The organism is Patulibacter sp. NPDC049589 (assembly GCF_040675535.1).
Classification (GTDB): Bacteria; Actinomycetota; Thermoleophilia; order Solirubrobacterales; family Solirubrobacteraceae; genus Patulibacter.
Genome location: NZ_JBFAPC010000073.1, coordinates 18,708 through 27,613, shown reverse-complemented (window position 1 = coordinate 27,613; position 8,906 = coordinate 18,708). Strand labels below are relative to the sequence as shown.

General features: G+C 74.5%; 8 protein-coding genes. 3 read left to right on the top strand and 5 right to left on the bottom strand.

Annotation, left to right across the window (positions count from 1 at the left end):
• Nucleotides 1-89 precede the first annotated feature (89 nt).
• Nucleotides 90-1,943: an AMP-binding protein gene (locus AB0L40_RS14870; protein WP_364355724.1), complete on the bottom strand. Its 1,854-nt coding sequence runs from the start codon at nucleotides 1,941-1,943 to the stop codon at nucleotides 90-92.
• A gap of 252 nt (nucleotides 1,944-2,195) precedes the next feature.
• On the opposite strand from AB0L40_RS14870, the gene AB0L40_RS14865 reads away from it, so the two are divergent.
• Genes AB0L40_RS14865 through AB0L40_RS14855 form a run of 3 tightly spaced genes read left to right on the top strand, consistent with a single transcriptional unit; the run spans nucleotide 2,196 to nucleotide 4,270 of the window.
• Entirely contained in the window at nucleotides 2,196-3,392 is a 1,197-nt protein-coding gene (locus tag AB0L40_RS14865) for a LuxR C-terminal-related transcriptional regulator (protein ID WP_364355721.1), read from the top strand.
• 49 nt (nucleotides 3,393-3,441) lie between these two features.
• Nucleotides 3,442-3,717, top strand: a complete 276-nt coding sequence (locus tag AB0L40_RS14860) for a DUF1778 domain-containing protein (RefSeq protein ID WP_364355718.1) — start codon at nucleotides 3,442-3,444, stop codon at nucleotides 3,715-3,717.
• A gap of 4 nt (nucleotides 3,718-3,721) precedes the next feature.
• Nucleotides 3,722-4,270, top strand: a complete 549-nt coding sequence (locus AB0L40_RS14855) for a GNAT family N-acetyltransferase (protein WP_364355715.1) — start codon at nucleotides 3,722-3,724, stop codon at nucleotides 4,268-4,270.
• Nucleotides 4,271-4,326: 56 nt separating this feature from the next.
• On the opposite strand, the gene AB0L40_RS14850 is transcribed toward AB0L40_RS14855, so the two are convergent.
• The 4 genes from AB0L40_RS14850 to AB0L40_RS14835 all read right to left on the bottom strand — a co-directional run bounded on the left by AB0L40_RS14850 (nucleotide 4,327) and on the right by AB0L40_RS14835 (nucleotide 8,679).
• Complete coding sequence (locus AB0L40_RS14850; protein ID WP_364355712.1) at nucleotides 4,327-5,238, bottom strand: hypothetical protein; 912 nt, start codon at nucleotides 5,236-5,238, stop codon at nucleotides 4,327-4,329.
• 43 nt (nucleotides 5,239-5,281) lie between these two features.
• Nucleotides 5,282-6,061 carry an enoyl-CoA hydratase-related protein gene (locus tag AB0L40_RS14845; RefSeq protein WP_364355727.1) on the bottom strand — a complete coding sequence of 260 codons (780 nt, stop codon included), beginning with the start codon at nucleotides 6,059-6,061 and terminating at the stop codon, nucleotides 5,282-5,284.
• Between the two features lie 300 nt (nucleotides 6,062-6,361).
• A complete protein-coding gene (locus tag AB0L40_RS14840; protein ID WP_364355709.1) occupies nucleotides 6,362-7,426 on the bottom strand; it encodes an LLM class flavin-dependent oxidoreductase in 1,065 nt (354 codons plus the stop codon).
• Nucleotides 7,423-8,679 carry a CaiB/BaiF CoA-transferase family protein gene (locus AB0L40_RS14835; RefSeq protein WP_364355706.1) on the bottom strand — a complete coding sequence of 419 codons (1,257 nt, stop codon included), beginning with the start codon at nucleotides 8,677-8,679 and terminating at the stop codon, nucleotides 7,423-7,425. The genes AB0L40_RS14840 and AB0L40_RS14835 overlap by 4 nt, the downstream gene beginning before the upstream one ends.
• Nucleotides 8,680-8,906 lie beyond the last annotated feature (227 nt).

The window sequence follows — 8,906 nt, the reverse complement described above, 5'->3', positions numbered from 1 at the left end:
CCGCACGTCGGTGACCGCGTCCAGCAGGCCACGCGCGACCAGCCAGCGCTCCAGCGCCACCTCATCCACGTCGGACCCGGTCTGGGCGGTCATCGCGATGCTCCGGACGGGGTGTGCGCCGGCGCGTAGAGCGCGTCGATGTCGTCGGCGTAGAGCTGCGTGACCGAGCGGCGCTTGAGCTTGCCGGTGGCGGTCAGCTCCTCGCCGCCCGGCGTCCACTCCGCCGGGACCACGCCGAAGCGCTTGATCTGCTCGACGCGCGAGAGGCGCGCGTTGCCGGCGGCGACGATCCGCTCGAGCTCGGCGCGGACGACCGGGTCGTCGGCGAGCTCGGCGGGCGTGCGCCCCGTGAGGCCGTGGCGGTCCGCGAAGCTCGCGAGCGCGTCGGCGTCCAGCACCAGCAGCGCGACGTTGTAGGGCCGGGCCTCCCCCACGCAGACGACCTGCGCGATCAGCGGGGCGCCGAGCTTGATCGCCGACTCGATGTTCGTCGGCGACATGTTCTTGCCGGCCGAGTTGATGATGATGTCCTTCTTGCGGTCGACGATCTTCACGTAGCCGTCCGCGTCCAGGACGCCGACGTCGCCGGTGTGCAACCAGCCGTCGGGGTCGATCGCCTCGGCGGTGCGGACCGGGTCCTTCAGGTAGCCGGGCGTGATGTTCGGCCCGCGGAGCAGGACCTCGCCGTCGTCGCCGAGCCGCAGCTCGATGCCCGGCAGCGCCGTGCCGGCCGTCCCCAGCCGCATCGCCCCGGGCGGGCTGCTCGTGGCGGAGATGCTCTCCGAGCTGCCGTAGAACTCGTTGACCCGCAGCCCGAGCGCGTGGAAGCGCAGCAGCAGCGCCGGCGGGCACGAGGCGCCGGACATGATCAGCCACTCGGCCTGGTCCAGGCCGGTCTCCTCGCGCGCCGCGTCGAAGGCCGCGCGGGCGGCGTCGGGGACGCCGTCCTGCGCGTCGGCCAGCGGGCCGTCCTCCGCGATCCGCGGCATCCGCTCGTCGAGCAGGGCGTCGAGCGCGGCGACGCCGTCGGGGCCCGCCGCGCGGGACGCCGAGGACTCCGCGGCGACGAGCAGCTTCTCGTAGATCCGCGGGACGCCGAAGAAGCGCGTGGGGCGCACCTCGCGCAGGGCCTCCGACAGGCGCGGCAGCTCGGGCAGCAGCGTCTGGGTCGCGCCGTAGGCCATGCCCATGTAGTAGCCGAGCAGCCGTTCGGCGATGTGCGCCATCGGCAGATAGGCGACGACGCGCCCGGCCGGCGTGAGGCCCAGCCGCTCGCGGAACGAGCGCATGATGAACATCACGCCGGAGTGCCGGTACTGCACGCCCTTCGGCGCGCCGGTGGTGCCCGACGTGTAGACGAGCGTGACGAGGTCGTCCGGGGCGACGGCCTCCGCGGCCGCGCGGGCGTCGTAGCCGTCGGCGATCGCCGCGCGGCCGCGCTCGCGGAGCTCGTCGAGACCGACCTCGCCCGGCACCGCGCCGGCGGGGTCGACGTCGACGCCGTCGGCGGGGACGATCACGAGCGACGTGATGGTCGACGGGCGCAGGCCGGCGAGCTCGCGGGCCACCGACGCGTACTTGGCGCCGGCGATCACGACGGGCGGCTCGGAGTTGTCGACGTTCTCGAGCAGCTGCGCGACCGGGGCCGTGTTGTACAGCGAGAACGGCACGGCCCCGAGGACCACCGCGGCCATGTCGAGGACGGGGAAGTCGGCGTCGTTGTCCAGGAGCAGCGCGACGGGTTGCCCGGGTCGCACGCCCGCGGCGTGCAGGCCCGCGGCGACCTCGGACGCGGCGGCCGCCCACGCCGTGAAGGTCAGGCTGCGGTCCGAGCCGTGCTCGCGCACGGCGACGCGGCCGGCGTAGGCGTCCGCCGCGGCGAAGAACGCCTCCGCGACCGTCGCCCGCCCGAGAACCCCGTTGATCGCCTCGTGTTCCGTCATGCCCCGCGCCCTCTCGACCTGCTCGTGCGACCCACGTTAACGATGGTTCGCACGAAGTGGATACGTTCTACTCCCACACGTCGAACACCCGGCCAGAACCGTGCGCCTCGATGTGAACGATGTCTCATTCTCGTGCCCGGAACGGGTCCCGGGGAGCTCCGTCGGAGGTCCGGGCCGCGCCGTTGTGGAGATCGCCAGTGGGCTTCCGCGGACCGCCCCCGATCGACCCCGACCCCGGGTAGGACTCGTGGCATGCTGCCGCTCGGATCCACGACCGCGCCCCGCCCGTCGCGCACGGCGGACGGCCGTCGACGGACGGCGCTGCTGCGGCGCGGCCGCCGGCTCCTGCGCGACGCCGACGAGCTGCTCGACCCCGGGTCGCCGTCGTCGGAGGAGCCGGACGCCGACCTCGCGCGCGTCGCCGCCCAGCTGGACGTCGTCTCCGCGTCGGTCGTCGAGCGGCTCACCGAGGGCGACCGCGGTTCAGGCGCGCTCGGCACCCTGCTCGTCGAGCTGCAGTCCTTCCGTTCCGACGTGCACGAGCACGAGCGGGGCGAGCGCCGGGACCGGCTCGACGCGCTGGAGGCCGGCCTCGCGCCGCTGCGCTTCATCCACGACCCGCAGGAGCTCCTGTCCCGCGTCTGCGAGGCGCTCGTCACCGGCTGCGGGTTCGACCGCGCGCTGCTCTCGCGGGTGGAGGACTCCACGTGGCGGCCGTGGAAGAGCTACGCCGCGGGCGACCGGGAGTTCGAGCAGCGGTTCCGCGAGTGGCTCATCACGACGCCGCGGATCCCGCTGGACCACCTGCTGCTCGAGAACGAGATGGTCCGTCGGCGCGCGCCGGCGATCGTCCTCACGCCCGACGACCCGCGCGTCTACCGGCCGCTCGCCGAGGCGTCGGGGCTCGTCTCCTACGTCGCCGCGCCGCTGATGCCGACCGGCCGCGTGATCGGCTTCCTGCACGCCGACCACGAGACGGCGCCGGTCACCGAGATCGACCGCGAGGTCCTCTGGGCGTTCACCGAGTCGTTCGGCCACATCTTCGAGCGGGCCGTGCTGCTCAACCGCCTGCGCGAGCAGCGCGAGCAGGTCGGCCGGGCCATGGCGACCGTCACCTCCGTGCTGTCGGACCTCGCCAACGCCGAGATCGAGCTGGCCGGCCGCGCGCCGGACGCCCCGGCGACGCTGCCCGGTACCGGCCTGCAGCCGCCCTCGTCGCACCTGCCCGGGTCGCGGATCGAGGCGCTCCTGACGGCGCGCGAGCTCGAGGTCCTGGGCCTGATGGCGACGGGCGCGACGAACGCGCGGATCGCCCAGCAGCTGGTGATCAGCGACGCGACGGTGAAGTCGCACGTCAAGCGGATCCTGCGCAAGCTGCGCGCCGGCAACCGCGCCGAGGCGATCTCGCGCTACCTGCGGCTGACGATGGGCGGGGACGAGGCGAGCTGACGTCCCAGCAGATGATGTACGGGATAGTGCCGTACGCTATGGTCGGCTGATGCGCAAGGCGAGCACACCGCGACCGACGAAGTCGACCCGCTTCGAGCTGCGCGCCGAGCCTGAGCGGGCGGCGCAGATCACCGCCGCCGCCGCGACGACCCACCAGAGCGTCTCGGCGTTCGTGCTCGACGCCGCCGCCGCTCGCGCGCAGGAAGTGCTCGCTCAGAACGCTGCGACCGAGTTGGAGGCCCAGCACTTCGACCGGGTCCTGCAGGCGTTGGACGCGCCCTACGAGCCCAACGCCGCTCTGCAGCGCGCCGCAGCGAACCGCTGACCCGGTGCCCGGGGCTTCCGCGCAGCCACGGCACCTGGAGCCGCTCCGCGAGCACCACGCGATCGACTCGTTCTCCTGCGGCGTGGCACCCCTCGATTCCTGGCTCCGGCGTTCGGCCGCGACCGTCGCAGCCAAGCACGTCGGACGGACCTACGTCTGGGTCGCTCCCAGTGCCCCCGACGTCGTGCTCGGGTACGTCACGCTCGCGCCGCACGTCGTCCGGCGCGTCGAGGCGCCCGGACGGATCGCCCGAGGATCACCCGAGACGATTCCCGCGATCCTGCTCGCCCGCCTCGCGTTGTCGCAGGACCTGCACGGCAACGGACACGGAGCCGATCTGCTCGTCGACGCGTTGCACCGGGCGTTGGACGCGATCGTGATCGCCGGCGGCCGCCTGATGGTCGTCGACGCCATCGACGACCGTGCCGCCGCGTTCTACGAGCACTTCGGCTTCGCCCGCCTGCCCGGATCCCAACGGCTCTTCCGCAAGGCCACCGACATCGCCCGCGACCTCGGGCGGGACTCCACGACGCTCGAACACGAGGCGAGCTGACCTCCCGTCGGCGGCTGTGGGCCGGGATCCTCGGCGGCCACGGACCGGTGCCGCGCCTACTCCGTCGCCGCCAGGTGCTGCACGTACGACGTCGGCCACAGGCACTCCCACTGCCCCTGGCCGGCGACGCCGTCGATCGTCGCCGTGCACGCGGCCTCGATCACGGTCGTGTCGGAGCCGAAGGGCATGTTCACGACCCCGAAGCGGTCCATGACGAGGCTCGTCGTGCCGCCCTGCTCGTCGTCGAACTCGACCTCGAGGTGACGCTGCGTCATGTCGTCGTCGTAGGTCGCCGACTGCCGGGCGCCGGTGAAGGCGACGGGCTCGCCGTCCCGGAGGACGTAGCCGTTGACGCCCAGCTCGCCGCGGGCGATCCACAGCATCGCGTTGAGGCCGACGCCGTCGGGCGTCTGCGCGCAGAGCCACTTCCAGTGGTGGGGGAAGCGCCAGTTGCGGCGGCCCCACGAGTGGTCGCGGTGGACGAGGGTGTCGAAGTCGATGCTCCGGCCGTCGACCTGCAGCGTGCCCGTGGCGCGGCCGGTCTGCTCGAAGCGGTCGATCGCCATCCACGGCGGGCAGCCGACCGGGTTGCGCGAGTAGGAGAACGGGTCGTGCAGGCCCGTGTAGGAATACTCCAGCGAGACGCCCTCGCCCGCGTAGCGGATCTCCGCCCGCTTGAGCGGCTCGGGCAGGTCGATCTCCAGGCCCTTCACGCGCCAGGCGTCGAAGTCCTGGTCGTCGGGGACCTTGATCCCGTGCTCCATCTCGAGCGCGAGCGGCTGCTCGCCCGGACCGAAGACGGCGACCTGCCGGCCGGCCCAGCCGTTGTGGTCGACCATCGTGTAGACCTGCAGCCCGATCTCCTCCTCGGGCAGGATCAGGTTCCAGAACAGGCTGTCGCGGCCCTTGACGCCCTCGGGGACGCGGTGGCGCAGGTCGTCGGCGGCGGAGAGCGTGGTGACGGTCATCGTGGGTCCTCTCGGGGGGCGGGCGGGGCGGGCGGGACCGACATCACCCGACGAAGTTCGGGGCGCGGCGGTCCTTGAAGGCCGACAGGGCCTCGGGCATGTCGGGGTGGCGGGTCGCGAGCGCCTGGCCGCGGTTCTCGAGCTCGAGCGCCGTGTGCAGCGAGACGCCGTCGAGGTTCGCCTGCAGGGCGGTCTTCGTCAGCTGGACGCCGAACGGCGAGTTCGCGGCGATCTGGTCGGCCATCGCGAACGCCGCGTCGAGCAGCTCGTCGCCGGCGACGACGCGGTTGGCGAGCCCGATGCGGACCGCCTCCTCGGCGTCGACGAAGCGGCCGGTGAACATGATCTCGGCGGCCAGGCCCGGGCCGACGAGGCGCGGCAGGTGCCAGGAGCAGCCGAGGTCGCCGGCGGTCAGGCCGATCCGGACGAACGCGGCGTTGAAGCGGGCCTCGGGCGCGACGAGGCGGATGTCGGCCGACAGCGCGAGGCTGAAGCCGCCGCCGGTCGCCGCCCCGTTGACCGCGGCGATCAGCGGCTGCGGGATCGCGCGCAGGGCCTCCAGCGCGCGGGCGCTGTTCTCCTGCAGCCGGAGCATCCCGCGCGCGCCCAGGGTCGAGAGCTCGTCGGCGTCGGCCAGGTCGTAGCCGGCGCAGAACGCCTTGCCCGCGCCGGTGAGGACCACCGCGCGCGTCTCGTGGTCGTGGCGCAGGTCCGCGGCCAGCGCCGCGAACTCGTCGAACATCGTCCGCGTCTGCGCGTTCAGGCGCTCGGGGCGGTCCAGCGTGACGAGGAGGACGCCCGGCGCGGGCCGCTCCAGGCGCATCGTGGTGAGGTCGAGCACGCGGTGTCTCGCTCCTGCCCCGTGGGGCGGTCGGGTCGTTTCGGCGGCCGTCGCCGGGGCCCGTGGGGGCGGCCGGCGGACGGTCCGTGGGATCCACCGTATCGGCCGTCCGCCGGCGTCCGGACGGGGTCCCCGGGGAGCGTTGGAGTCACCGCCAGCGGGGCGGGGGCGGCGGGTGGCGCCGCTCCCGCACGCGGCAGGACCGCCGGGCGACGGGCCCGCGGCGACGGCGGCCGGCCGGCCGGGCGCGGGCCACCCCCGGGGCGGCCGCCTCAGCCAGGCTCAGCCGGCGACGGACGCCGGGGTCAACGCCGCGCGCATCTCCTCGACGATCGTCATCGCCGCCTGCTCCTGCGCCTCGGGCTCGAGGCCCCAGGCCGGGCCGGTGAGGTCCAGGTGGTCGTACGACACGGCGTGGCGGGCGACCCGCTCGGCCAGCTCGCCGGGGCGGCAGGCCACGCCGATCGCGTCGATCGCGTCGTCGGGGACGGCGGCGATCTGCGCCTCCGCGTCGCGGGCCCGGGCGGCGTCGCGGATCCGCAGCTGCGCCTCGCCCCAGCCGTGCAGCTCGAAGAGCCGGTCGTAGACGCGCGACGCTGCGTACTGCGCGATCGAGAACGCGACCTGCCGACGGGCGACCTCCTCGTCCTCGTGCACCGCGCACATGAGGATGCCGATCGTCTCGACGTCGGCCGGGTCGCGATCGCGCTTGGCGGCGCCGGTCGCGACCGCCGGGCGGATGACCTCGTCGACGTACTTGGCGGTGAACATCGGGTGCCCGACGACGCCGTCGGCGACGCGGCCGGCGGTCTCGACCATCCGCGGGTTGACGCCCGCGGTGTAGATCGGCAGGTGCTCGCGCAGGGGCGGCAGCGTCGCCGCCGGCGGGGCGACGTCCACGTGGTAGAAGCGGCCGTCGTGGCGGACGGGGCCCTCGTGCAGGCGCCAGAGCTTGCGCAGGACGACGACGAGCTCCTCCATCCGCACCGCCGGCGAGCTGCCGTCGACGCCGTGCCACTCGGACATCATCCGGCTGGTCCCGTTGCCGAGCCCGAGCGCGAGCCGGCCGCCCGAGAGCTCGTCGAGATCGCGCGCCTCGGCCGCCCACATCAGCGGCGTGCGGCCGACGCCGTAGGCGATCGACGAGCCGATCCGGACGTTCTCGGTGACGCCCGCCAGGTGCGCCATCAGGATCGTGGCGGAGCGGTCGTAGAGCTCGGAGGTCCAGAGCGCGTCGAAGCCCGCGTCGTCCGCGGCGCGCGCGAGGTCGGCCGCCGCGGCGAAGCGCGCCGGGCCGGTGCCGCGGCTGACGATCGACAGGCCGTAGGTGCAGTCGGCGGCGCTCACGACGCGACCTCCGTCCGGGCGACGGCCGGGGCGTCGGACGTCGGCCCCGCGTCCGCCGATCCGCCTCCGGCGGCCCCGCCGCCGTCCGCGCGCCCGACGACCCCGTCGGCGATCAGCGCCGCGACCCGGTCGGCGCCGATCCCCCAGTCGCCCAGGGCCTCCTCGGTGTGCTCGCCCGGCAGCGGAGGCTGCCGGTCCAGGTGCGCGGGGGTGCGGTCGAAGCGCGGGCTCGGCGCCGGCTGGACGAGGCCCTCGTGCTCCACGAACGTCCCGCGGGCCTTGAGGTGCGGGTGGTCGGCGACCTCGTCGACGGTCAGGACCGGGGAGACGCAGCACTCGATGCCGTCCGCCGCGGCGGCCCACTCGTCGCGCGTGCGCGTGCGGATCGTGGTGGCGAAGCGCTCGCGCAGCGTCGGCCAGCCGGAGCGGTCGTACTGGGCGGGGAGGTCCTCGCCGTCGAGGCCCAGCACCCCGAGCATCGCCGCGTAGAACGGGGGCTCCAGCGGGCCGATCGAGAGCCAGCCGCCGTCGGCGCACTCGTAGGTGTCGTAGAACGGTGCGCCGCCGTCGACGAGGTTCGTGCCGCGCTCCGGCGACCACGCGCCCGTCTGGGAGAAGCCGAAGAACGCGGTCGCGAGCGTCGCGGCGCCGTCGACCATCGCGGCGTCGATCGTCTGGCCGAGGCCGGAGGACTGGCGCTCGACGAGCGCCGCGAGGATCCCCATCGCCAGGGTCAGCCCGCCGCCGCCGAAGTCGCCGACGAGGCTCAGCGGCGTGGTCGGCGGCTGGCCCTCGCGGCCGATCATCCCGAGCACGCCCGAGAGCGCGACGTAGTTGATGTCGTGGCCGACCGCCTGGGCCATCGGGCCGTCCTGGCCGTAGCCCGTCATCCGGCCGTAGACGAGGCGCGGGTTGCGCTCGTGGCACGCATCGGGCCCGATGCCGAGCCGCTCGGCGACGCCGGGCCGGAAGCCCTCGATCAGGACGTCCGCGGTCTCGATCAGGTCGAGCACCACGCCCGCGCCGTCGGGGTGCTTGAGGTCCAGCGCCATCGACCGGCGGCCGCGGTGCATGAGCTCGGTGCGGTGGTCGGCGTTCGGGCCGACCAGCCCGCCGCCGGCCGCGCGGTCGACCCGCAGGACGTCGGCGCCGAGGTCGGCCAGCAGCATCGCGCAGAACGGCCCCGGCCCGATCGAGCCGATCTCCAGGACGCGGATGCCCGTCAGCGGGCCGGTTCGTGCGGGCGCGGTCATGGGGTCATGCAACCACCCGCGGGGTCGGCCGCCCGGCCGGATCGCGCGCTGTGGCTGTCGACGGCTCCAGCAGGACGGCCGCCGGGCGCCGTTCGTCGTCCGGGCCCGGAGTCGGTCCCGGGACGCTCGGCGGAGCGTTTCCGCGCCACCGGAGGCCGCCGCCGGCCGCCCCGGTGCGACCCGACGGCGCACGCCCACTGTGCGCTGCTCCAGCGTTCCTGGGACGA